Raw genomic sequence first — 21654 nt, 5'->3', positions numbered from 1 at the left:
CCTGTTTTCATGGGCACCACATCGCTGATCGATTTTGCCGATCCGCGCGACGCCGCCGCGCCGCGCCTGCGCCACGCCTTCGCGTCGCCGCGCCAGGTGCTAGTGGCTGCACGTCTGCAAGAAGTGATGGGTGTGTTGCATGCGGTGGAAGCTGCGGCGCGCGCCGGCCACTGGTGCGTGGGCTGGGTGCGCTACGAGGCCGCGCCCGCGTTCGACCCGGCATTGGCGGTGCATGCCGAGGCGCAAGGGGAGGGCGCGCCCGCGCTCGCCTGGTTCGCGGTGTACGACGCCCCCGCGCCCTGGCCCGCGCACGAGGCCGCGGGAACGGCGACCATCGACTGGACGCAGGCGCTGCCCCGCGCCGCATTCGATGCAGCGCTGTCGCAGATCCAGCAGGGCATCGCGGCGGGGCGCTACTACCAGGTCAACTACACCGCACCGCTCATGGGCACATGGCAAGGCGACGCACAGGCACTGTTCGCGGCGTTGCGCCGCGCGCAGCCCGGCGGTTACGCGGCGCACCTTGACGACGGCGTAGGCACGCAGGTGCTGTCGGTGTCGCCCGAGCTGTTCTTCGATTGGCGCTCCGGGCCCACGGGCGCGGGCGGCATCCTCACCCGTCCCATGAAGGGCACGGCCGCGCGCGGCGCCACGCCCGAGGCCGATGCGGCGCAGGCCGCGGCGCTGCGCGGCAGCCCCAAGGAACGCGCCGAGAACGTGATGATCGTGGATCTGCTGCGCAACGACCTCTCGCGCATCGCCGCGCCGCACAGCGTGCGCGTGCCGGCGCTGTTCCACACCGAGCAGTTGCCCACCGTCTGGCAGATGACCTCCGACGTGGTGGCGCGCACGCGCACCGGCACGCGGCTGGCCGACGTGTTCGGCGCGCTGTTTCCCTGCGGTTCGGTCACGGGTGCGCCCAAGGTGGAGGCCATGCGCGCGATTGCCGCGCTGGAGACCGGCCCGCGCGGCGTGTACTGCGGCGCGGTGGGCGTGGTACGACCCGATCCGGCGGCGGGCGCGGGCGCCATCGCCACCACCTTCAACGTCCCTATCCGTACCGTGGAGCTGCGCGGCGGCCACGCGCGCTGCGGCATCGGCAGCGGCATCGTCTGGGGCGCCGACCCGGCGGCCGAGTGGGGCGAGTGGGCGGCCAAGCGCGCCTTTGTGGATCGCGCCAGCGCGCCGTTCGACCTGTTGGAAACGCTGGGGCTGCATGCCGGCGTGCTGCGCCACCGCGCGGAGCACCTGGCGCGCATGCAGGCCGCCGCCGTGCACTTTGGCTATCCCTGGAATGCCGCGCGCGTGCAGGCCTGCCTGGATGCACTGGCCGCGTCCCATGCGCAGGGCGACTGGCGCGTGCGCCTGCTGCTGGACGCACACGGTGTGCCGCGCGCCGAAGCCTTCGCGTTGGCCGCGACGCCCATGCCCGTGCGGCTGGCACTGGCCGATCGCCCCTTCACCGAGGCGCACAGCGAATTCACGCGGCACAAGACCACGCGCCGCGCGCACTACGCCGCTTTCGCACCCGCGCCGGGCGGCGGTGTGTTTGACACCGTGCTCTACAACGCGGCGGGTGAGATCACCGAGGGCACCTTCGGCAACCTGGCGTTGCTGCTGGACGGTCGCTGGGTCACGCCGCCGCTGGCCTGCGGCCTGCTGCCCGGTGTGGGCCGCGCCGTCGCCCTGCGTGAGGGACGCATGGTGGAAGCCGTGGTGCGCTTGCAGGATCTGCCGCGCGTGCAGGGCTGGGCCTTCATCAACAGCCTGCGCGGGTGGCTGGACGCGACGTTGGACGGGGCGCCTTAAGCGGGGCCCACCCGCTAAGGCGGCGGTTCCGCACCCGCGCATATCGGCGTTACGGCGATACCCGCTGAACCTGCTGAACCCGCCGAATTTCCCACTTGGTGCAGGATTGCGCGAAGTTGTTTGTTCCATAGGCTTGGCCCCACCGCAGGGACGGCCGGGTAGTGGGGACGTGCGCACGGAGGCAGCGCGGGTGCGTGCGTAAGCAGCCTGCACATGCCGTGCGCCGTGCCTCGGCGGCGTTCTCCCGGTGAGGAACGGCCGGGCCGGGCAGGCACCCCAACCGCTGTGACTTTCAGAGCACAGCGGTTTCCTTTTTACGTTCCGGATCCCCAGGTGCTTACAGGCGTTCCTTCACGTAGCTCGGCCGGTCCATGTCCACGATCTCCACGCTGAGCTGTACCAGCACGCCCGCAGGGTGCGGGGTGTGGCGGCGCAACACCTCGGCGATGCGACCCGCCAGGTCTTTCTTGGCTTCGGGGCTGCGGCCGGACAGTAGGCGCAGCTGCGCATGCACGAACGCGCGGTTGGCGGGCTGCGTGCCGATCTGGAAGCTGCCGCTGGTGCGCACGAAGCGCGACTTGAGGTCGGCTTCGTCCAGGACCTCAGGGCTGGCGCACAGGGACGCGTTGAGATCGGCCAGTGCCTGGGCCTCGGGATAGCCGGGCAGGTTGCTGGAGTATTCGATGGTCAGGTGGGGCATGGTGTGTTCCCGGGAGTGGAGGGGGGGTGGATCAAAGTGCCTGCGTGGGTACGTGGTGGCGCAGTTCCACCTGGCGGTTCTGGTCGTTCACGAACACCAGTTGCGGCTGGTGTGCGGCCACGTCGGCTTCTGCCACTTGGGCGAAGGCCGCGATGATGAGCAGGTCGCCCACGCAGGCGCGGCGCGCGGCCGATCCGTTCACCGAGATCATGCCGCTGCCACGCTGGCCCTTGATGGCGTAGGTGACGAAGCGTTCGCCGTTGTCCACGTTCCAGATGTGCACCTGTTCGTTCTCGCAGATGTTGGCGGCCTCCAGCAGGTCTTCGTCGATGGCGCACGAGCCTTCGTAGTGCAACTCGCAGTGCGTGGTCTTCACACGGTGGATCTTGGACTTGAGCAGGGTGCGGTACATGGAATCTCCTTGGATTGTGAAAAGGGGTCAGCGTGCGGGCGGCACCAGGATGGTGGGCGCGGCGGGGGCGGCCACGTCGGGCCAGTCGCGGCTGAAGTGCAGGCCGCGGCTTTCATGGCGCATCTGCGCGCTTTTCACGATCAGGTCGGCCACCTGCACCAGGTTGCGCAGTTCCAGCAGGTCGCGCGTGACGTGGAAGTTGGCATAGAACTCCTGGATCTCGCCCTGCAGCAGCGCGATGCGGTGCGCCGCGCGCTCCAGCCGCTTGGTGGTACGCACGATGCCCACGTAATCCCACATGAAGCGGCGCAGCTCGTCCCAGTTGTGGGAGATAACCACGCACTCGTCGGCGTCGGTCACGCGGCTGTCGTCCCACGCGGGCAGCGCGGGCAGGTCCGCGCGCTGCGCCTGCTGGATGTGCGCGGCCGCGGCGCGCGCGAACACCATGCATTCCAGCAGAGAGTTGCTGGCCAGGCGGTTGGCGCCGTGCAGGCCGGTGCAGGCGGTCTCGCCAATGGCGAAGAGGCCGTGCAGGTCGGTGCGGCCCGCCAGGTCGGTCAGCACGCCGCCACAGGTGTAGTGCGCGGCGGGCACCACGGGGATGGGCTCGCGCGTGATGTCGATGCCCAGCTCCGCGCAGCGCGCGAGGATGGTGGGAAAGTGCTCCTGCAGGAACGCGGGGCTTTGGTGCGAGATGTCCAGGTGCACGCAGTCCAGGCCGTGCTTTTTCATCTCGAAGTCGATGGCGCGCGCCACGATGTCGCGCGGCGCCAGCTCGGCGCGCGCGTCGTGCTGGGGCATGAAGCGCGTGCCGCCGGCCTGCGGCGGCAGCTTGAGTTGCCCGCCCTCGCCACGCACGGCCTCGGTGATGAGGAAGCTCTTGACGTGCGGGTGGTACAGGCACGTGGGGTGGAACTGGATGAACTCCAGGTTGGACACGCGGCAGCCCGCGCGCCAGGCCGCGGCAATGCCGTCGCCCGTGGCCGTGTCGGGGTTGGTGGTGTACAGGTACACCTTGCCCGCGCCGCCCGTGGCCAGGATGGTGTGCGGTGCGCGAAAGGTGAGCACCTCGTCGGTGGCCTCGTCCAGCGCGTACAGGCCCAGGCAGCGCTGCGCGCCAGCCAGTCCCAGCTTGGCGCTGGTGATCAGGTCCACCAGGGTGTGGTGTTCGAACAGCGTGATGCCGGGGGTGGCGCGCACCACGTCGATCAGCGTGCGCTGCACGGCCGCGCCCGTGGCGTCGGTGGCGTGCACGATGCGCCGCGCGCTGTGGCCGCCTTCGCGCGTGAGGTGCAGGGCGCCGTCTTCCTGCGAGAACGGCACGCCCAGGCCCTGCAGCCAGCGGATGGCCTGCGGCGCGTTCTCCACCACGAAGCGTGTGGCCGCCAGGTCGCACAGGCCGGCGCCGGCCACCAGCGTGTCCTGCACGTGCGACTCGAAGCTGTCGCCCTCCGCCAGCACCGCGGCGATGCCGCCTTGGGCCCAGCCGCTGGCGCCATCGGCCAGTTGGCGCTTGGTGAGGACGGCCACGCGGTGGGTGGGCGCCAGCTGCAGCGCGGCGGTCAGCCCCGCGAGGCCGCTGCCTACGATGAGTACGTCGAAGTCGTGTGAGGTCATGGCAATGTGCGCCGCAGCCACCCGGCCGTGGCGAGGGGGATGGGGCGATCAGACAGGCGTATAGGCCAGGCGCACGTAGATGGGTGCGAACGCCTCGGCCTGGGTGATCTCGATGAGGGTTTCCTTGGCCAGCTCCAGCAGGGCGATGAAGGTCACCACGAGCACGGTGCCGCCCTTCTCGGGCTGGAACAGTTCCTCGAATTCCACAAAGCGCCGGCCCTGCAGCGCCTTGAGCACATGGCTCATGTATTCGCGCACCGAGAGTTCCTCGCGCGTGATCTTGTGGTGCTGCACCAGCTTGGCGCGCTTCAAGATGTCGCGCCAGGCTTCCTGCAGGTCGGTCAGGCTCACGTCCGGAAAGCGCGGCTGCAGGCTCTGCTCGATGGTGACCTGCGCGCGGAGGAAGTCGCGGCCGTACTGCGGCACCTGGTTCAGGCGCATGGCGGCCAGCTTGATCTGCTCGTACTCCAGCAGGCGGCGTACCAGTTCGGCGCGCGGGTCCTCGGGCTCGGCGCTGCCTTCCTGCTTCTTGGGCGGCAGCAGCATGCGCGACTTGATCTCGATGAGCATCGCCGCCATCAGCAGGTACTCGGCCGCCAGCTCCAGGTTGCGGCTGCGGATCTCCTCCACGTAGCCCAGGTACTGGCGCGTGACATCCAGCATGGGGATGTCCAGGATGTTGAAGTTCTGCTTGCGGATCAGGTACAGCAGCAGATCCAGTGGGCCTTCGAAGGCCTCCAGGAACACCTCCAGCGCGTCGGGCGGGATGTACAGGTCCTGCGGCAGCGCGAACAGGGGCTCGCCGTACAGGCGCGCCAGCGCCACCTGGTCCACCACCTGCGGCAGGCCGTCGCCAGAGGCCGGCGGCGCACCGTCGTCGGCAGTCGCGGCGAGACGCGGGGCGACCATGGAGCTTACTATTTATTCAATAGCTGCCAGCGCTTGCTGCATGGGCGCTGGAGCCTGATTTGATGTGTGGCGCGCTCAGGAGCGCGACTGGTACACGTAGGGCTGCTGGGGGATGCGCCCGGCGTTGTAGTCCTGCCAGGCATCGCGGTCCACCTGCTTGTCCCACAGCAGGGCGCGGCCGGCCTGCTGCTGGGCATCCAGCTCGGGCTTCTGGGCCTTGAGCTGCTTGATGAACTGGGTGGTGTCGGATTCGTAGTCGGGGCGGCGAAAGAAGGACATGGTGCGGTGCGTGAGCCTCTTGGTAACCGCGCATTTTAGCCCCGGCCCCTGGGCGACGGCCCGTGCGGCAGGCCCGTGGACGCTCTACAGTGCAGCCTGTGCGCCGCGACCGGGCGGCCGATCACCATGAGGATGGACCTACCGATGGCTTTTCACCACTGGCTCAAGGGCGCGGGCGCCTCCGTGCTGGCCGTGCTCACCCTGCTGGCGGGCTGCGACGAGCAGCGCATCCGCGAGCTGGAAGAGGGCGTCTCCACCGAGCAGGACGTGCGTGCGCGCTTTGGCGAGCCCGAGCAGGTCTGGCAGGAGGCCGACGGCTCGCGCACCCTGGAGTACAACCGCCAGCCGGCCGGGCGGCGCAACTACATGATCACCATCGGCACCGACGGCAAGATGAGCGCGCTGCGCCAGGTGCTGGCGCCGCACCACTTCGCCAAGGTGCAGCCCGGCATGACGCAGGAGCAGGTGCGCCGCCTGCTGGGCAAGCCTGGCAAGCAGGTGACCTACGAGCTCAAGCAGGAGACCGAGTGGGACTGGCACTGGACCGACGCTCCCGCGCAGGAGAAGCTGTTCACCGTGGTGTTCGGCGCCGACGGGCGCGTGCTGCGTGCGGCCAGCACCGAGAAGCTGCACGACGGTCCTTGATCCGATCCTGGGCCGCTTCCTGAAGCCGCCCTGAATGCGCGGGCGGGGAGGGGCGGCGCGCTGGCGTCCAGCAGACCTAGGGTTTTCCATGAGATGATTGCGCCCCGGCGCCACCAGCGCCGACCCGCAGGATGCTCAGGAACCACACCATGGCCAGCCGCACCGCACACACTTTGCACGCCCAATCGTCTCTTTCCGCACTCGCGCCCGCTGGCGCGGCGCACGTTCCCTCTTCCAACGCCACCCTGCGCCACGGCCCGTTCGAGGACGCCCAGGCGCTGTTCGCCGGCTCGCTGTTCGTCGGGCTGGCCATGCTCATGTACGCCCAGGCCGGGCTGCTCACGGGCAGTACGGCGGGGCTGGCGTTCGTGCTGCACTACGCCACGGGCTGGTCGTTCGGCGCGGTGTACTTCCTCATCAACCTGCCGTTCTACTGGTTTGCCTGGCGCCACCTGGGGCGCGCCTTCACGCTCAAGACCTTCGTCTGCGTGGCCATGCTGTCGCTGGTGATGGTGCTGGCGCCGAACGTGTTCCACATCGACTACCTGCACCCGGCGTTCGCCGCGGTGGCCGGAGGGTTGCTGATGGGCACGGGCGTGCTGTTCCTGGCGCGCCACCAGTCCAGCCTGGGCGGCGCGACCATCGTGTCGCTTTACGCGCAGCAGCGCCACGGCATCCGGGCAGGCAAGGTGCAGTTGGCCATCGACTGCTGCGTGGTGCTGCTGGCGCTGTGCGTGGTGCCGTGGCAGCGCGTGGCCTGGTCGGTGCTGGCCACGGTGGTGATGTGCGTGTTCCTGTGGGTCAGCCACCGGCCGGGACGCTACCAGGGCGGTTGATGCAGTTGATATGAAAAAGTGAGCTGCTCGCGCTTGTCTGGAAAGCGCTAGAGGCCAAAATCATTCATATAAAGAAAGCCCCGCGGTGCAGGGCTTTCTTGCGTAGGGCTCTCGGCCGCCTTACGGCGCAATCTTGCGCTTGAGCGCGCGCGCCACCTGCGGCGGCAGGCTGGGCAGGGCGCGCAGCAGCCAGGGCAGCACTTTGCGTTTGGGGCCGGCGAGCGACTCGGGCACCAGCGCCTCGATCAGGTGCGGCCCGGGGTGCGCCAGTGCGTATTCCAGCGCCTGGCAGAAGTCCTCGGCCGTGCTGGCGCGCACCGCATGCACGCCCATGCCCTGCGCGAGCTGGGCGAAGTTGAGTACCGGGCCCTTCAGGTCGAGCTGCGACTTGGCCTTGGGGCCCGCTTGCTCGGCGCCCACGCGCTCCAACTCCACGTTCAGCACCGAGTAGCTGGCGTTGTTGAAGATCACGGACACCACATGCAGGTTCTCACGCGCCATGCTCCACAGCGCCTGGAGGGTGTACATCGCCGTGCCGTCGCCGATCAGTGCGATCACCGGGCGGTCGGGGCAGGCGATGGCCGCGCCCACGGCATTGGGCAGGCCCTGGCCGATGGCGCCGCCGGTCAGCGTGATCAGGTCGTGGCGCGGGCAGCCCGCCGTCATCACGCCCAGCATCAGGCCGGAGGTGATGGCCTCGTCGATGAGGATGGCGTTCTCGGGCAGCAGGTGGCCCACGGCCTTGCACACTTTGGGCGCGGTGAGCGGCCCGCGCGGGCGGCCGGGGCGCTGCGCCGGGGCCAGGGGCGGCTGCGTGGCGCTGGCGCCCAGCGCGGCGGCCAGCTTGTCCAGGCTCGCCGCCGCGTCCTGCGCCGGGCTGCACAGGGTGTGCACCGTGCAGCCCGCGGGCACCAGGTCGCTGGCCTTGCCGGGGTAGGCGAAGAACGAGACGGGCGACTTCGCATCGACCAGCACCAGGTGCCGCGCGCCCGCCAGTTGCACGCCGGCCAGCTCGGCCAGGTAGGCCACGCGCTCCACGGCGGGCAGGCCCGCGCCGCGCTCCATGCGGGTGGGGAACACCTCGGCGAGCAACTGCACGCCGCTGTGGGCCGCAATGCGCGCGGCGCTGCGCAGCGCCCCCTCGCGCAGCGCGTGGCCGCCCAGCAGCACGATGGTCTTTTCGCCCGAGCGGATGGCCTGTGCGATGGCCTGCACGGCTTCGTCGCTGGCAGCGGTGGGCGCCGGCGGCGCTGGGGGCGGGCAGGGCTGGCCGCCCTCGCCCCACGACACGTCGGCGGGCAGGACCAGCGTGGCCACCTGGCCCGGCAGGCCGCGCGCGGCGGCAATGGCATCTGCCGCGTCCTGGCACAGGGCCGCAGTGCTTTGCGCGGTGCGCACGAAGCCGGGCGAGACGTTGCGCGCCACGGTCTCGATGTCGGACTGCAGCTGCGCGTCGTACTGCGTGTGGTACGTGGCGTGGTCGCCCACGATGTTGACCACCGGCACCTTGCCCTTGCGTGCGTTGTGCAGGTTGGCCAGGCCGTTGCCCAGGCCGCAGCCCAGGTGCAGCAGCGTGGCGGCGGGCTTGTCCGCCATGCGCGCGTAGCCGTCGGCCGCGCCGGTGGCCACGCCCTCGAACAGCGCCAGCACGGCGCGCATGCGCGGCTCGCTGTCCAGCGCGGCGACGAAGTGCATCTCGCTCGTGCCGGGGTTGGTGAAGCAGACCTCGATACCGGCATCGGCCAGGGTCTTGAGCAGGGCTTGTGCGCCGTTCATGGGAATCTCCTTGCTTCTTTATTCATAGCTGCTTGCGCTTGATGGGTAAGCGCTAGAGCCGTTTTTCATTACCAATCCGTGTCGAGGTGCTGGGGGCCGATGTCGGCCACGCGCGTCACGCCCGCCAGCGTCATTGCCAGCAGCAACTCGCGCTGCCACTGGGCCAGCAGGGTGCGCACGCCCGCCTCGCCCTGCGCCGCCAGCGCCCACACCCAGGGACGGCCGATGAGCACGCCGCGCGCCCCCAGGGCCAGGGCCTTGAACACATCCACGCCGCTGCGCACGCCGCCGTCCACCAGCACCTCGGTCTGCGCGCCCACGGCCTGGGCGATGGCGGGCAGCTTGGCGGCGGTCGAGGCCACGCTGTCGAGCTGGCGCCGTCCGCGCCCACCTGCACGGCGGCCTGGGCGTCGTGCACGTCCAAGATACCTTTGAGCAGCAGGCGGCCCTTCCATTGGCCGCGCAGCCAGTCGATGTCCTGCCACGTCACGCTGGGGTCGAACTGCGCGTCCACCCAGGCCTTGAAGGCGCCCAGGTCGCGCGCGCCGGGCACTTGCGCGGTCAGGTTGCCAAAGCGCAGCGGCTGGCCGCGCAGCGCCACGTCCCGCACCCAGCCGGGGCGCGCCAGCACCTGCGCGGCGCGGATGAGCGCCGGGCGCGCGCCGCTCGCGGCCATGCCGTGGCGGATGTCGCGCAGCCGCATGCCGGGCAGCGGCAGATCCACCGTGAAGACCAGCGTGCGGCAGCCGGCGGCCCAGGCACCGTCCAGCAGTGCGCGCACGGCGCCGCGGTCGCGCAGCATGTAGAGCTGGAACCAGGGCGGTGCGTCGGCGGCGGCCGCCACCTCGGAGATGGGGCAGATGCCCACGGTGGAGAGCGTGAATGGCACACCCGCCGCGTGTGCCGCGCGCGCGGCCTGCGCCTCGCCCCTGCGCGCGGCCATGCCCGCCAGGCCCACGGGCGCCAGCGCCAGCGGCAGCGCGCAGGGCTGGCCGGCCAGGGTGGCGCGCGTGTCCACCTCCGCCACGTCCACCAGCACGCGCTGGCGCAGGCGCAGGGCGGCGAAGTCCTGCACATTGGCGGCCAGCGTGCGCTCGCCGCTGGCGCCGCCGTCGATGTAGTCGAACAGGAAGCGCGGCAGGCTCCTTGCCGCCAGGCGGCGCCAGTCCTCGGTGGAGGCGGGGTAGGACAGGTCAGGCAGCATGGGCGGCATCCGTGGCGCGGCCGCGGCCGAAGCGCCGCATGGCCAGCGCGAAGACCAGCCCGCCGGCATACATCAGCACGCCGTAGAGCGCGCCGGGGATGGCCATGGCGTCGTCCTTGAGCACGGTGCTGGCGATCACCAGCGCCAGCGCGGCGTTCTGCACCGCCGTCTCGATGCCCAGCGTGACCGATTGCCGGTAGGACAGCCGCGCGGCCCAGGCCACGGCGAAACCCAGCGTGAGCATGCTGAGGTTGAGCGCCACGGCGAAAGGCGCCAGCGAGCCGAAGTTGTCCACCAGCAACGCCCAGTTCTTGGCTACGGCCAGCACCACGATGAGCACGAACAGCACCGTGGCCACCTTCGTGGCGCGCGGCTCGAAGCGCAGCGCCCAGGCGGTGAACCGCCGGCGCGCCCACATGCCCAGGCTGACGGGCACGCCCAGCACCAGCGCCACCTGACCCATCATCAGGCCCACGGGCACGTCCACGGCGCGCGCCGCGCCGAGGAAGTGGCCCAGCGCCCAGGTGACGACCAGGGGCAGCGTGAAGATGGTGAGCACGCTGGCCACGGCGGTGAAGCTCAGCGCCAGCGCCACGTCGCCGCGCGCCAGGTAGGTCAGCAGATTCGACGTGCTGCCCGTGGGGCAGGCGGCCAGGATCATGAAGCCCACGGCAAACACGCCGCCCATGCCGAGCAGCGTGAGCATGAGGTAGCAGACCAGCGGCAGCAGCACGAAGTGACAGGCCACGCCCACCAGCAGCGCACGCGGCTGCGCCAGGATGCGCCGGAAGTCGGCCGGCGTGAGCCCCAGGCCGAGCGAGAACATGATGAACGCCAGGATGAGCGGCAGCAGCACGCCCGAAACGATGTCTCCCTGCATGGTGTCGTTTCCTTTCGCTGTGGTTGTCTCAGCCGCCCGCCGCGATGGCGCGCGCCGCCGCACGGCCCGTGAGGATGCAGCCGGGCAAAAAGGTGCCTTCCAGCGAGCGCTTGCCGTTCGCACCGCCGCCGCCGAAGCCCGCCGCCTCGCCCACGCAGTACAGGCCGTCGATGGGCTGGCCTGCGCCGTCGAGCACGCGGCTGTGCAGGTCCGTCTGCAGCCCGCCCAGGCTCTTGCGCGTGATGAGCTGCATCTGGATGGCGATGAACGGCCCCGCGCCGGGTTGTTGCAGCGGTGCGGGCGCGCAGGTGCGCAGCCGGTCGGGGCCCCACTGGCGCGCGTGCAGGATGCGGCGGATCTGGTCGTCGTTGTGCAGCTTGGCGCCGTGGGCAAAGTTGGCGTCGAAGGCGTCGGCCGTGGCCTGCAGTACCTCAGGCGCCACATCGAGCGAGGCGGTGAGTGCGTTCATCTTCGCGGCCAGCCCGGCCAGGGTGTCGTCCACCAGGAAATGCGGGCTTTGCCGCTGCATCTGGCGCACCAGGCGGTGGTTGCCCAGCAGCGTTTCCTTGAGGAACTGGGGGAACTGCATGTCGCGGATGCGCTGGTTGTGCTCGGCGCCGGAGATGGCGAACTCCTTGGCTGCGATGCGCCAGTTGAGCAGGTGCCAGGTCCAGGGCTTTTCCTGCGCGGCCACACGCTGGCACAGCCAGTGCGTGTCGAAGCCGGTGACCAGCGGCGCGGGGCCGATGCGCTCGCCCCGGTGGTTCAGCCACAGCGCCGACTTGCACGGGATGGCCGACAGGCCGTGCCCGTCGAAATGCGGAAACGGGTGTGGAAAGCCCGCGGCGTAGTTCCACATCTCGCCCGCGTGGGTGATCTGCGCGCCCAGCGTGGCGGCGTGGCGGTGCAATTTGCCATCGGCGAAGGGGTGCGCGCCATTGAGCATGGCGGCGGGGCGCGGCCGGCCATGGGGCCAGTTGGCGCGGGTCTCCTCGTGCCCGCCGTTGATGCCGCCCATGGCCAGCACCACCACCGGGGCGTGCAGCCGCACCTCTTCGCCCGTGGCTTCGTTCACCGCCACGGCGCCGGAGATCCGTCCACCCTGGTGGTCCAGTGCCGTGGCGCGGTGGCCGTGTAGCAGTGTGAGCCTGCTGCCTTCACCCACACGGCGCAGTGCCGCGATCAGGCAGCGCGTGAGTTCGCGCGAGGTGCCCCAGACGATGTGGTAGCGCGGCAGGCTGTTGCCCTCGCCCTGCAGGCCGCGTTCCACCCAGTTCACCGCGGGCATGAACTTCACGCCCTCCTGCAGCAGCCAGTCGTGCACCTGCGCGCGCGAGTGCTCCACGTAGTGGCGCGCCCAGGCGCGGGGCCAGTGGTCGTCGGGCCCCAGCTCGCCAAAGCGCAGCCAGTCGGCCAGCGCACGCTCGGGCGTGTCGGGGATCTTCATCTTCGCCTGCAGCGGCGTGCCCACCAGGGCCATGCCGCCGAAGGCCCACAGCGCCAGGCCGCCGAAGCGTTCGGGCGTGTCGCGGTCCACCAGCGTGACGCGCTGGCCCGCGCGCAGCAGCTCCAGCGCGGCCACGATGCCGGCCAGACCGCCACCAATGACGACGGTGTCGGAATGTTGGATTGCCATGCGGCTGTCTCCTTGCGCGCTCTGTGTGGCGCACTGCCGGCCAAGATAGCGGCATATCATGGCGCACCATAGACTTTGGAGGCCATAGAAATTGACCTTGCAGGCCAGCGTTTCGATGAGTTGGGTGAACACCGTGCTGGCCGCCGCCGAGCGCGCGGGCGTGGTGCGCGAGCGCCTGCTGGCGCAGGCGGGTATCGCACCGGCCGAGCTGGCGCACGAGCGCTGGCCCATTGACCACATCACGCGGCTGTGGCGCGCAGCCGTGCACTGCACGCAGGATTCGGGTTTTGGCCTCAAGGTGGGGGCACAGGTGGGGCCGGGCAGTTTCAATGTGGTGAGCTACCTGCTGCAGTCCGCGTCCAGCCTGCGCGCGGCCATTGCCGCGGTGCAGCAGTACCAGCGCCTCATCAGCGACGGCGGGCGTTTCCAGATGATCGCGGGCGAAACCACCAGCTGGGTGGTGTACCACCCGCGCCAGGGCGCGCTGGCATTCAGCCCGCACCAGATCGAGGCGGTGCTGGCCGCGGTCGTGGCGTTTGCGCGGTGGGTCACGGGACAGGTGGTGCGTCCGCGGCAGGTGCAGTTCAGCCAGGCACGCATCGGGCCGCTGGCGGGTTACCGCGAGGCCTTAGGCTGCGCCGTGGAATTCGAGCAGGCCTTCAGCGGCGTGCTGCTGGACAACGCGCTGCTGGACGCGCCGCTGCCCCAGGCCGACGAGCAGCTCGCGCGCCTGCACCGCGAACATGCGACGACACGGCTGGCGGCACTGTCAGCGCCGGCCGACCTGGCACAGGCGCTGCACGCATGGATGGCCGATCAATTGCAAGCGCCGCTGCAAGGCAAGGCCCCCGAGCGCGCCCAGGCCGCGGCAGCGCTGGGACTGAGCGAGCGCACCCTGGCGCGACGCATGCAGGCGCTGGGCTTGAGCTACACCGCCGTACTGGACGCGGCGCGGCACCAGGCCGCACTGCACGCGCTGGCGCAGGCGGACCGCCCGCTGGGCGAGATCAGCCAGTCGCTGGGGTTCGCGGAGCCCAGCGTGTTCAACCGGGCCTTTCGCCGCTGGACAGGCTGCACACCGGGGCAGTGGCGGCAGGCCGCAAGGCCACCGGGCGAGCCCTCGGCGTGACCATGCGTACGTCCTGTGGCGGGTGCCGCCAGGCAACGCGCGCAGCGGCTACGGCAGCGCCTCAGGCGTGGGTGCCACCTGCTCCTGCGGCGGGGCATCCGGCAGCGGCTGCGGTGCGCCGCCTTCGCGGTAGCGGACGGTGATGCCGCTGTGGTCTTCTTCGTCTTCGGTCATCGCGTCATAGGCCTTGCCCACGCCTTTACCGACAACCTTGGCCGTGCCCACGGCGGCGTCGGCCGCGAGCCCCACGGCGGTCGCCGTGACACTGACGGCGGCTGAACCCACCGCCACCACCGTGCACCCCGAAAGCAAGGCGCACAAAAAAACCCCTGCCGCCGCAAGGCGCAGGGGCTGGCGCGATCGCCGAGGCTGGGGCATCAGTGGATGCGCATGCCTGGCTGCGCGCCGGGGAAGGGCTCCAGTACGAAGATGCCGGGGTGCGCCTTCTCGTCGGCGTGGCTGGCGGCCAGCACCATGCCCTCGCTCAGGCCGAACTTCATCTTGCGCGGCGCCAGATTGGCCACCATCACCGTGAGCTTGCCCTGCAGGTCCTCGGGCTTGTACATGCTGGCGATGCCGCTGAAGACGTTGCGTGTCTGCCCTTCGCCCACGTCCAGTGTCAGGCGCAGCAGCTTGGTGGAGCCTTCCACGGCCTCGCATTTCACGATCTTCGCGATGCGCAGGTCCACCTTGGCAAAGTCGTCGATGGTGATCGTCGGGGCGATTTCCTCTCCGCCGGGGATGGCCTTTTCGACCACGGGAGCCGGCGGCTCGAACAGCGCGTCCAGTTGCTCCTGCGTCACGCGCTGCATCAGGTGCTGGTACTGGCCGATCTGGTGGCCGGCGCCCAGGGGCTGGGCCACTTCGGCAAACTGCTCGGGCGGCACGATGAGAAAGCGCGCCACCTCGGCCGCCACCTGCGGCAGGATGGGCTTGAGGTAGATCGTCAGGATGCGGAAGGCTTCGATGCAGGTGGTGCAGACGTCCTGCAGGCGCGCCTCCATGCCTTCCTGCTTGGCCAGCTCCCAGGGCTTGTTGGCGTCCACGTAGCTGTTCACGCGGTCGCACAGCAGCATGGTCTCGCGCACGGCACGGGCCGTGTCGCGCGCCTCGTAGGCCGCAACGATGGGACCGGCCTGTTCGCGCAGCTGCGCCAGCAGCGCCTGGCCATCGGCGCTGACTTCGCCCAGCTTGCCGCCGAAGCGCTTGAAGATGAAGCCCGCGGCACGGCTGGCGATGTTCACGTACTTGCCGATCAGGTCGGAATTCACGCGGGCCATGAAGTCTTCGGGGTTGAAGTCGATGTCTTCGTTCTTGCCGTTGAGCTTGGCGCCCAGGTAGTAGCGCAGCCACTCGGGGTTCATGCCCAGGGCCAGGTATTTGAGCGGGTCCAGCCCCGTGCCGCGGCTCTTGCTCATCTTCTCGCCGTTGTTCACGGTCATGAAGCCGTGCACGCAGATCTTCGTGGGCGTCTTGCGGCCGCTGAACTTCAGCATGGCGGGCCAGAACAGCGTGTGGAAGGTGATGATGTCCTTGCCGATGAAGTGGTACTGCTCCAGCTGCGGGTCGGCCATGTAGGCGTCGTAGTCCTCGCCGCGCTTGTTCAAGAGGTTCTTGAGCGAGGCCAGGTAGCCCACGGGGGCGTCCAGCCACACGTAGAAGTACTTGCCCGGCGCATCGGGGATCTCGATGCCGAAATAGGGGGCGTCGCGGGAGATGTCCCAGTCGTCCAGACCTTCGCTGGTCGTGCCGTCGGGATTGGTGCGCGTGCCGAACCATTCCTTGATCTTGGCGGCCACTTCGGGCTGCACATGCTGGCCGTTCTGCGTCCACTCGGTCAGGAACTCCACCGCGCGCGGGTCGGAGAGCTTGAAGAAGAAGTGCTCGGAGGTCTTGAGCACCGGCTTGGCGCCCGACAGCGCCGAGTACGGGTTGATCAGGTCGGTGGGCGCGTAGACCGAGCTGCAGACCTCGCAGTTGTCGCCGTACTGGTCCTTGGCATGGCAGCGCGGGCACTCGCCCTTGATGAAGCGGTCGGGCAGGAACATGTTCTTCTCGGGGTCGAAGAACTGCTCGATGGTGCGCGTCTCGATGAAGCCGGCGGCCTTCAGGTCCAGGTAGATCTGCTGGGACAGCTCGTGGTTCTCCGGGCTGTCGGTGTTGCTCCAGTTGTCGAAGGCAATGTGAAAGCCATCCAGGTATTGCTTGCGTCCGGCGGCGATGTCGGCCACAAACTGCTGGGGCGTCTTACCCGCCTTCTCGGCGGCAATCATGATGGGCGCGCCATGGGCGTCGTCCGCGCCGACGAAATTGACCGCGTTGCCCTGCATGCGCTGTGCGCGCACCCAGGTGTCGGCCTGGATGTACTCCATGATGTGGCCGATGTGGAAATTGCCGTTGGCATACGGCAGGGCGGTGGTGACGAAGATCTTGCGTGCGGTCATCGGGGGCGGCTCTCCAGTCGCCTCGGGTTTCGAGGCGCAACCCTCGATTTTAGGGCGTGTCAGTTCCGCGGCGCCCGCACGGGATTGCCGTGGTCCTGCCAGCCGAAGAAGGCGCAGATCTCGCTGCGCCGCGCCAGCGCGTCCCCGTGGCCCAGCGCCATGAGCTCGCGCGTGTAGCCGCGCTCGAACAGCAAATAGCTGGCCAGCGCGCCGGTGCCGGCGTCAGGCCGGTCGGCGCGCACGCCCAGCGCGCTGAGCAGGGTGCGGATGGTCCCCGGCAGATCGCACACATGCCGTGCCGCCATCTCGTCCAGGTTGCGCGAGGGGGCGAACACCAGCAGATCCAGCGGCCGCAGCGGGCTGTGGCTGCGGGCCTCGGGCGGAATCAGCGCCAGCGTCTGGTTGATGCGCTGAGCGCGCTCGATATCCACCGACAGCGCATCCAGAAAGATGTTGGACAGCGTGTGGCCCGCCACCTGGGCCAGCGCCGGGTAGGGCTGCTGCGTGCCAGCCATGCAGGGGCGCGGCGGCTCATAGGTGCGGCTGGTGCCCACCACCAGCAGGCGCCACGCACCCAGGTGGATGGCGGGCGCCAGCGGCGCGGTCTGGCGCATGGAGCCGTCGCCGAAGTATTCGGTGTGCCCGTCGATGGCCAGTGGCGCTGCCGGGAACATGAACGGAATGGCCGACGAGGCCAGCAGGTGGTTGCGCGTGATGGGGCCGCGCGCGGATTTGCGCAATGAGCGTACCCAGGGCTCCTGGGCGTCTCCGGCGTCAAAGAACGCCACGTGCTGGCCCGAGCTGTAGCTGGACGCGGTCACCGCCAGGGCGCGCAGATGGCCCGCGCGGATCAACCGCGGCACGCGCGCCAGCGGCACCAACTGGTCCAGCAGCTGCGCGAGCGGCGCGTTGTCCAGCAGCGAGTGCGGGCGCATGCGGCTCCAGCGGGTGAGAGCCCAGCCCAGCGACAGCAGCGTGAGCCAGCGCGCGCCGCTGCGCATCACGCTCAGGGAGTCGGCGCGGTACACCTGTCGGGCATGGAACTGGGTCCACACGCGCGCCAGGCGCCGCACCGTGCGGTCGAACTGGTCCGCGCCACAGGCCAGGGCCGCCGCGTTGATGGCTCCGGCCGAGGTGCCGGTGAGGATGCCGAATGGCCCCGGCCCGCGCCGCTCGCCGCAAGCCAGCCGCAGGTCGGCAATCGCCTGCAGCACGCCCACCTGGTAGGCGGCGCGCGCGCCGCCGCCCATCAGCACCAGGCCGGTGTGCGCAGGGGCAGGGGAGTGGGTCATGGAGCCACGCGGCTTGGGTTGCGCTTTTTTTTAACCTGCGGGCGTGGCCTTGAGCAGCAGGGCAGCCAGGGCATCGCCCTCCAGCAGCACCACGCCATGCTCGCGCGCAAAGCTGCGTGCGGTCTCGCTCACGGTGCCGGTCAGCGCCACGTACACGGCCTGCGCGCCTTGCTGCTGCGCTTGGGCGTGCAGTTCACGCAGGGGTTCCACACCATGGGTGGCGGCCTTCCAGCGGCGTGCGGCCACCAGCACCGCGCGGTCGCCCTGCGTGATGCGCAGGTCCGCGTGCAGGCCGGCCAGGCGCTGCACCTCGTGCCCCTCGGTGCGCCATGCGCGCTCCAGCGTGTTGGCGAAATCCTTCCACGGCATGGCGGCAGCGGCCTGCAGGGCACCCTGAACGCGCGCGGCGCTGGGGGCGCGCCACTGGCGCCACGCGGCGATGCAGCCGATCACGGCGATCGGCAGCGCGCCCATGGCGGCGAACGGGGCGATGTCCCTCGGCAGCAGTGCGCCGCAGACGAGCACGATGGCGGCGGCGATGGCAAAGCTCACCCACCAGGGCGAGCGCAGCAGGATTGCGAAGCCCGAGTTCGGGGCCATCTTCAGTTTCACAAAGGAGTCCTTGAGGAATGAGGTGGGTTTGAGCCTAGCTGAAGGCGGCGTGTTCCCGTACGAATCGCCGGGATTTCATGTGCGCGAGAGGTTTTCAAAAATGATAGCTGCTTGCGCTTATCCATAAAACGCTGCAGCCTGATTTGATGCCAAACTATTCCAGCGCCAGCACGGCCTGCGCCACGCTGGCGATGCCCTCGGGCGACAGGTCCGGCGCGCCCACGCGCTGGCGTGTCTCCCAGTGCGTGAAGTTGCGCGCCTGCGAGCGTCCGTAGTGCGGGTCGTAGTGCAGCAGCATCAGCTCGGCGAACAGCGCGGACAGCTCCCCCGCCCGGGCCCAGGCCTGCCAGCGCTGCACGACTTCCTTGCCCTGCAGCTCGGTGAGTGTGCCCAGGCGCTTGGCCAGTGCATCGGGGTCGTCGCCCAGGTAAGCGTAGTCGCGCAGCAGGTAGGCCAGGCGCTCTTCGGGCGTGGCTTCGATCTCGATGCACGCGGCGGCGCGCAGGCGTTGCACCAGCGGCACGGGTACCGTGAGGCGGCCGATGCGCGCGCTCTCACCCTCCACATACACGGGGCGGGACAGGTCCAGCGCCTCCAGTGCGGTGGCGATCTGTGTCTCGAAATTTTTTTGCGATGGCTGGGGCACGCCCGGCAGCGCGCCGAGCAGTGAGCCCTTGTGGCGGGCGTAGTGCTCCAGGTCCAGCACCTGCGCGCCCATGCCGGCCAGTTGCTGCAGCACGCGCGTCTTGGCACTGCCGGTGGCGCCCACCAGCACGCGCAGCTCCAGCTGCGGCACCAGGGTCTCGATCTGCGTCATCACATGGCGGCGAAAGGACTTGTAGCCGCCGGCGAGCTGCTGCGCGTCCCAGCCCACCAGGCGCATCCACTGCACCATGGAGCCGCTGCGCATGCCGCCGCGCCAGCAGTAGACCAGCGGGCGCCAGTGCGCAGGCTTGTCGGCGAAATGCGTGCGCAGGTGGTGCGCCAGGTTGGCCGCCACCATGGCCCCGCCCACGCGGCGCGCCTCGAAGGCGCTTTGCTGCACGTAGATGGTGCCGACGATGGCGCGCTCCTCGTCGTTCAGCACCGGGCAGTTGATCGCGCCGGGGATGTGGTCCTCGGCGTATTCGGCGGGCGAGCGCGCGTCGATGAGGGCGTCGAACTGGTGGCGGTCTTCGGGACGGATGGGGCGGTGGTGGGACACGGGAATGCGGTGCTGAACAAAGCCGGGCAGGTGCGAATCTGGGATGATGCGCGCGGCGCGCCCGCGGCACACTTTTTTGCGTCGGGGCAGGCGCCATTGTCCGTCACCGCGCTTTTTCCCTGTTTGCCATGAATGCTTCAGCACCCACCGCCGCCCCTTCCCATCCGCGCCTGACCTCGCTATCGCATGGCGGCGGTTGCGGCTGCAAGATCGCGCCGGGCGTGCTGTCGCAGATCCTGCAGCAAAGCGGCGCGGGCGCCGTCATGCCGCCCGAGTTGATGGTGGGCATCGAGACCTCGGACGACGCGGCCGTGTACCGCCTGAACGAGAGCCAGGCGCTGGTGGCTACCACGGACTTCTTCATGCCCATCGTGGACGACCCATACGAGTTCGGCCGCATCGCCGCCACCAACGCGCTGTCCGACGTGTACGCCATGGGCGGCAAGCCCATCATGGCGCTGGCGCTGGTGGCCATGCCGGTGAACACGCTGCCGCTGGACGTGATCGGCGCCATCGTGCGCGGCGGACAGGACGTGTGCCGCGCGGCGGGCATCCCGATCGCGGGCGGCCACACCATCGACTCGGTCGAGCCCATCTACGGCCTGGTGGCCATGGGCCTGGTGCACCCGGACCGGGTGCGCCGCAACGCCGGCGCCCAGCCGGGCGACGTGCTGGTGCTGGGCAAACCGCTGGGCGTGGGCGTGTATTCGGCCGCGCTGAAGAAGGAGCAACTGGCCGACGCCCACTACCGCGAGATGATTGCCGCCACCACGCGCCTGAACACCCCCGGCCCGCTGCTGGCCGAGCTGCCCGGCGTGCACGCCATCACCGACGTGACGGGCTTCGGCCTGGCCGGCCATGCGCTGGAGGTGGCGCGCGGCGCGGGCGTCACGGTGCAGATCGACTGGTCGCGCGTGCCGCTGCTGCCCGGCGTGGCGGACCTGGCCGCGGCGGGCTTCGTGACCGGCGCCAGCGGCCGCAACTGGGCCGGCTATGGCGAGGGCGTGGCGCTGGCCGCCGGCCTGCCGGCCACCGCACAGGCGTTGGTGACGGACCCGCAGACCTCGGGCGGCCTGCTGGTGGCCAGCGCGCCGGACAGCGTGCAGGACGTGCTCGCGGTGTTCGCGCGCGAGGGCTTCGCGCAGGCGGCGGTGATTGGCAGCGTGCAGGCGGGGCCGGCACGGCTGGAGCTGCGTTGAACACGCCGCCGGGGTCGCCGCCGCAGCTGGCTACTCCGGCGGGGCAGGGGGGATTGCGCGAGCTGTCGCCTGCCTATTTCGGCCTGGTCATGGCCACAGGCATCGTTTCACTGGCTGCGGACATGCTGGGCCATCCCCTGCTGGCGCGCGCGTTGCTGGTCCTGAATGCCGTGCAGTACGTGGTGCTGTGGGGCTTGTATGTACTGCGGGCCTGGCGCTATCCGCGGCGTTTCTTTGGCGACATGGTGGACCACGCGCGCGGGACCGGCTACTTCACCATGGTGGCGGCCACGGGCATCCTGGCCAGCCAGTGCATCGTGCTGCTGGGCCATGTGCCGCTGGGCTTCGCGCTATGGGCGTTGGCGGCGCTGCTGTGGCTGGTGTTGACCTACACCATCTTCACGGCCTTCACCATCCGCCGGGACAAACCTCCGCTGGACCGGGGCATCAGCGGTGCCTGGCTGCTGGCCGTGGTGTCCACGCAGGCGCTGGCCGTGTCCAGCGCCCTGCTGGCCGCGCGCATCGGCCAGCCGCTGCGGCTGGAGCTCAACCTGCTGGCGCTGTCCATGTGGCTATGGGGCGGCATGCTCTACATCTGGATGATGGCGCTGATCTTCTACCGCTACCTGTTCTTTCCCTTCTCGCCGGGCGACTTGTCGCCGCCGTACTGGATCAACATGGGGGCCATGGCCATTTCCACGCTGGCCGGCTCGCTGCTGATCCTGAATGCGCCGCAGGCGCCGTTCCTGGTGTCGCTGCTGCCGTTCCTCAAGGGCTTCACCGTGTTTTACTGGGCCGCGGGCACCTGGTGGATTCCCATGCTGGTGCTGCTGGGCATCTGGCGCCACGGCGTGCGCCGCTTTCCGCTGCGCTACGACCCGCTGTACTGGGGCGCGGTGTTTCCGCTGGGCATGTACGCGGCCTGCACCTGGCAGATGGACCAGGCCATGGCCTTTGGCTTTCTGGATGCGCTGCCCCGGCTGTTCTTTGCCGTGGCGCTGCTGGCCTGGCTGCTGGCGTTCATCGGCATGCTGCGCAGCGTGGCGCGCCAGCTGCGTGGGCTGTAGGCAA

19 protein-coding genes and 1 pseudogene are annotated in these 21654 nt (G+C 69.8%); 6 read left to right on the top strand and 14 right to left on the bottom strand.

Annotated features, from left to right (window positions below; translation table 11 throughout):
* Positions 1-9: 9 nt before the first annotated feature.
* Positions 10-1809, top strand: coding sequence for a chorismate-binding protein (locus QY917_RS10625; protein WP_123676205.1), 1800 nt, complete (start codon positions 10-12; stop codon positions 1807-1809).
* A 337-nt stretch (positions 1810-2146) separates the two neighbouring features.
* Here the strand turns inward: QY917_RS10625 and QY917_RS10620 are convergent, their stop codons facing one another.
* From QY917_RS10620 to QY917_RS10600, 5 genes are all read right to left on the bottom strand, one after another.
* Positions 2147-2509 (bottom strand): 5-carboxymethyl-2-hydroxymuconate Delta-isomerase, encoded by a 363-nt coding sequence (locus QY917_RS10620; protein WP_123676206.1) that lies wholly within the window; start codon positions 2507-2509, stop codon positions 2147-2149.
* A 31-nt stretch (positions 2510-2540) separates the two neighbouring features.
* Entirely contained in the window at positions 2541-2921 is a 381-nt protein-coding gene (gene panD, locus QY917_RS10615; RefSeq protein ID WP_011806592.1) for an aspartate 1-decarboxylase, read from the bottom strand.
* A 27-nt stretch (positions 2922-2948) separates the two neighbouring features.
* A complete protein-coding gene (gene nadB, locus QY917_RS10610; RefSeq protein WP_123676207.1) occupies positions 2949-4538 on the bottom strand; it encodes an L-aspartate oxidase in 1590 nt (529 codons plus the stop codon).
* A gap of 48 nt (positions 4539-4586) precedes the next feature.
* Positions 4587-5447 (bottom strand): ScpA family protein, encoded by an 861-nt coding sequence (locus QY917_RS10605; RefSeq protein ID WP_123676208.1) that lies wholly within the window; start codon positions 5445-5447, stop codon positions 4587-4589.
* Positions 5448-5522: 75 nt separating this feature from the next.
* Positions 5523-5726 (bottom strand): DUF3460 family protein, encoded by a 204-nt coding sequence (locus tag QY917_RS10600; RefSeq protein WP_011806589.1) that lies wholly within the window; start codon positions 5724-5726, stop codon positions 5523-5525.
* A gap of 144 nt (positions 5727-5870) precedes the next feature.
* On the opposite strand from QY917_RS10600, the gene bamE reads away from it, so the two are divergent.
* Positions 5871-6371 carry an outer membrane protein assembly factor BamE gene (gene bamE / locus QY917_RS10595; RefSeq protein WP_123676209.1) on the top strand — a complete coding sequence of 167 codons (501 nt, stop codon included), beginning with the start codon at positions 5871-5873 and terminating at the stop codon, positions 6369-6371.
* Between the two features lie 149 nt (positions 6372-6520).
* Positions 6521-7207, top strand: a complete 687-nt coding sequence (locus QY917_RS10590) for a YitT family protein (protein WP_123676274.1) — start codon at positions 6521-6523, stop codon at positions 7205-7207.
* Between the two features lie 120 nt (positions 7208-7327).
* On the opposite strand, the gene QY917_RS10585 is transcribed toward QY917_RS10590, so the two are convergent.
* From QY917_RS10585 to QY917_RS10570, 4 genes and pseudogenes are all read right to left on the bottom strand, one after another.
* Positions 7328-8983: an acetolactate synthase large subunit gene (locus tag QY917_RS10585; protein WP_123676210.1), complete on the bottom strand. Its 1656-nt coding sequence runs from the start codon at positions 8981-8983 to the stop codon at positions 7328-7330.
* A gap of 68 nt (positions 8984-9051) precedes the next feature.
* Positions 9052-10187 (bottom strand): annotated as a pseudogene (locus tag QY917_RS10580) (L-lactate dehydrogenase).
* The gene (locus QY917_RS10575) at positions 10177-11067 is read right to left on the bottom strand and encodes a bile acid:sodium symporter family protein (RefSeq protein ID WP_123676211.1); all 891 of its coding nucleotides are present in this window, start codon (positions 11065-11067) and stop codon (positions 10177-10179) included. Before QY917_RS10575 ends, QY917_RS10580 begins: the two are co-directional and overlap by 11 nt.
* A 28-nt stretch (positions 11068-11095) precedes the next feature.
* On the bottom strand, positions 11096-12703 hold the full coding sequence (locus QY917_RS10570) for an FAD-dependent oxidoreductase (RefSeq protein ID WP_123676275.1): 1608 nt from the start codon (positions 12701-12703) through the stop codon (positions 11096-11098).
* Positions 12704-12818: 115 nt separating this feature from the next.
* Here QY917_RS10570 and QY917_RS10565 point away from each other — a divergent pair, with 115 nt between their 5' ends.
* Entirely contained in the window at positions 12819-13832 is a 1014-nt protein-coding gene (locus QY917_RS10565; protein ID WP_302076765.1) for an AraC family transcriptional regulator, read from the top strand.
* Between the two features lie 48 nt (positions 13833-13880).
* Here the strand turns inward: QY917_RS10565 and QY917_RS10560 are convergent, their stop codons facing one another.
* The 5 genes from QY917_RS10560 to mnmH all read right to left on the bottom strand — a co-directional run bounded on the left by QY917_RS10560 (position 13881) and on the right by mnmH (position 19384).
* A complete protein-coding gene (locus QY917_RS10560) occupies positions 13881-14210 on the bottom strand; it encodes a hypothetical protein (protein ID WP_123676213.1) in 330 nt (109 codons plus the stop codon).
* On the bottom strand, positions 14210-16276 hold the full coding sequence (metG, locus tag QY917_RS10555) for a methionine--tRNA ligase (RefSeq protein WP_123676214.1): 2067 nt from the start codon (positions 16274-16276) through the stop codon (positions 14210-14212). Before metG ends, QY917_RS10560 begins: the two co-directional genes overlap by 1 nt.
* A 59-nt stretch (positions 16277-16335) precedes the next feature.
* Positions 16336-17568: a patatin-like phospholipase family protein gene (locus tag QY917_RS10550; protein ID WP_123676215.1), complete on the bottom strand. Its 1233-nt coding sequence runs from the start codon at positions 17566-17568 to the stop codon at positions 16336-16338.
* A gap of 30 nt (positions 17569-17598) precedes the next feature.
* Entirely contained in the window at positions 17599-18168 is a 570-nt protein-coding gene (locus QY917_RS10545) for a restriction endonuclease (RefSeq protein WP_015914120.1), read from the bottom strand.
* Between the two features lie 166 nt (positions 18169-18334).
* Positions 18335-19384, bottom strand: a complete 1050-nt coding sequence (gene mnmH / locus QY917_RS10540; RefSeq protein ID WP_123676276.1) for a tRNA 2-selenouridine(34) synthase MnmH — start codon at positions 19382-19384, stop codon at positions 18335-18337.
* A 128-nt stretch (positions 19385-19512) separates the two neighbouring features.
* Between mnmH and selD the strand changes: the two genes are divergently transcribed.
* Both selD and QY917_RS10530 read left to right on the top strand, forming a co-directional pair.
* A complete protein-coding gene (selD, locus tag QY917_RS10535) occupies positions 19513-20583 on the top strand; it encodes a selenide, water dikinase SelD (RefSeq protein WP_123676216.1) in 1071 nt (356 codons plus the stop codon).
* On the top strand, positions 20580-21650 hold the full coding sequence (locus tag QY917_RS10530; protein ID WP_088888440.1) for a tellurite resistance/C4-dicarboxylate transporter family protein: 1071 nt from the start codon (positions 20580-20582) through the stop codon (positions 21648-21650). Before selD ends, QY917_RS10530 begins: the two co-directional genes overlap by 4 nt.
* Positions 21651-21654: the final 4 nt, after the last annotated feature.

It is taken from the genome of Diaphorobacter sp. C33 (assembly GCF_030503915.1).
GTDB lineage: Bacteria > Pseudomonadota > Gammaproteobacteria > Burkholderiales > Burkholderiaceae_C > Diaphorobacter > Diaphorobacter nitroreducens.
This window is presented reverse-complemented; position numbering and strand designations above follow the sequence as displayed.

Coding starts and splice junctions, on each gene's coding strand:
- QY917_RS10625 (WP_123676205.1), top strand. CDS start 10: ATGGGCACCACATCGCTGATCGATTTTGCCGATCCGCGCGACGCCGCC.
- QY917_RS10620 (WP_123676206.1), bottom strand. CDS start 2,509: ATGCCCCACCTGACCATCGAATACTCCAGCAACCTGCCCGGCTATCCC.
- panD (WP_011806592.1), bottom strand. CDS start 2,921: ATGTACCGCACCCTGCTCAAGTCCAAGATCCACCGTGTGAAGACCACG.
- nadB (WP_123676207.1), bottom strand. CDS start 4,538: ATGACCTCACACGACTTCGACGTACTCATCGTAGGCAGCGGCCTCGCG.
- QY917_RS10605 (WP_123676208.1), bottom strand. CDS start 5,447: ATGGTCGCCCCGCGTCTCGCCGCGACTGCCGACGACGGTGCGCCGCCG.
- QY917_RS10600 (WP_011806589.1), bottom strand. CDS start 5,726: ATGTCCTTCTTTCGCCGCCCCGACTACGAATCCGACACCACCCAGTTC.
- bamE (WP_123676209.1), top strand. CDS start 5,871: ATGGCTTTTCACCACTGGCTCAAGGGCGCGGGCGCCTCCGTGCTGGCC.
- QY917_RS10590 (WP_123676274.1), top strand. CDS start 6,521: ATGGCCAGCCGCACCGCACACACTTTGCACGCCCAATCGTCTCTTTCC.
- QY917_RS10585 (WP_123676210.1), bottom strand. CDS start 8,983: ATGAACGGCGCACAAGCCCTGCTCAAGACCCTGGCCGATGCCGGTATC.
- QY917_RS10575 (WP_123676211.1), bottom strand. CDS start 11,067: ATGCAGGGAGACATCGTTTCGGGCGTGCTGCTGCCGCTCATCCTGGCG.
- QY917_RS10570 (WP_123676275.1), bottom strand. CDS start 12,703: ATGGCAATCCAACATTCCGACACCGTCGTCATTGGTGGCGGTCTGGCC.
- QY917_RS10565 (WP_302076765.1), top strand. CDS start 12,819: ATGAGTTGGGTGAACACCGTGCTGGCCGCCGCCGAGCGCGCGGGCGTG.
- QY917_RS10560 (WP_123676213.1), bottom strand. CDS start 14,210: ATGCCCCAGCCTCGGCGATCGCGCCAGCCCCTGCGCCTTGCGGCGGCA.
- metG (WP_123676214.1), bottom strand. CDS start 16,276: ATGACCGCACGCAAGATCTTCGTCACCACCGCCCTGCCGTATGCCAAC.
- QY917_RS10550 (WP_123676215.1), bottom strand. CDS start 17,568: ATGACCCACTCCCCTGCCCCTGCGCACACCGGCCTGGTGCTGATGGGC.
- QY917_RS10545 (WP_015914120.1), bottom strand. CDS start 18,168: ATGGCCCCGAACTCGGGCTTCGCAATCCTGCTGCGCTCGCCCTGGTGG.
- selD (WP_123676216.1), top strand. CDS start 19,513: ATGAATGCTTCAGCACCCACCGCCGCCCCTTCCCATCCGCGCCTGACC.